Genomic DNA, 1,024 nt, shown 5'->3' on the forward strand with positions numbered 1-1,024 from the left:
CCTGATACTCATCCGAAGAGGTATAGCCTCGTGGAATTCCGCCATCAGGTTTGAGATCGAAGTGCTCTGTTTGCGCCATATTCAATCGCCTTGGGGCGATGATAAAGCAAAAGTATAAAACAGCGATAGTGGCGAAGTATTGTCTCGCATGTTGCTACTTCCGAGTTACGCATGGGCCTGTGGCCACCCATAGGGATGAAAATCGTGTCGAGCCTGAGGCTTTACGATCGAATTGGCGTGGAACGGCGAAGGCCGGGGCAACTCTGGATGAGTTGAGGCCGTTTCCGAGTTTGGTCTGGGATGCGTGTTTGAACCAATCTGTGTCGCGCCATCCATCCTGCTGGGACGGTTGGTAGCACGTGACGGTGTTTGATGTCTTCGCGCACGCTTCCTGCCGCTTCCCGCCGGGAGGTTTCGATGGCCGACAAGATTGCAGGAATAGACGTACACAAGAAGGTCCTGATGGTGGTGGTCATGGATGTGCGCACGCCGGAATCGAAGCCGGAGCGGCGGCGGTTCACGACCATGCCAGGTGAGTTGCGCCGCTTATCGACGTGGCTGCAGGAGCGGGGCGTCGAAGAAGCGGTGATGGAATCGACGGCGAGTACTGGCGATCGGTGTGGCTGGAGTTGGAGCCGCATATGTGCTTGCACTTGGCACAGGCATTCTCCAACCGTGCTCCGCGAGGGCGCAAGCATGACTTCAAGGACGCGGAGCGGCTGGTGCGGCGGCTGATCGCAAAGGAGCTGATTCTGAGTTTTGTGCCCGATGGGGAACAGCGCATCTGGCGCAACCTAACCCGGATGAAACTGCAACTCACACGCGACCGGGTGCGCATACAGAGTCAGATCGAGTGTCTGCTGGAAGAGATGCGCATCAAGCTGTCGATTGTCGTCAGCGATCTGCTGGGATCGAGCGGTCTTCACATCCGGCATGCTCTGGCCAATGGTGAGACCGACGCAAAGAGCCTGGCGTTATTGGGAGACGATCGGTTGAAGTGCACCGAAGAACAGCTGGTCGAAGC

1 protein-coding gene is annotated in these 1,024 nt (G+C 57.2%); it reads left to right on the forward strand.

Translation table 11 applies throughout. From position 1 onward, the window contains the following. Positions 1 to 641: 641 nt before the first annotated feature. A partial coding sequence (locus tag Q363_RS31775; protein ID WP_281176121.1) for a hypothetical protein occupies positions 642 to 1,024 on the forward strand: 383 nt, incomplete at its 3' end.

The sequence above is a fragment of the Edaphobacter aggregans DSM 19364 genome, from assembly GCF_000745965.1.
GTDB lineage: Bacteria > Acidobacteriota > Terriglobia > Terriglobales > Acidobacteriaceae > Edaphobacter > Edaphobacter aggregans.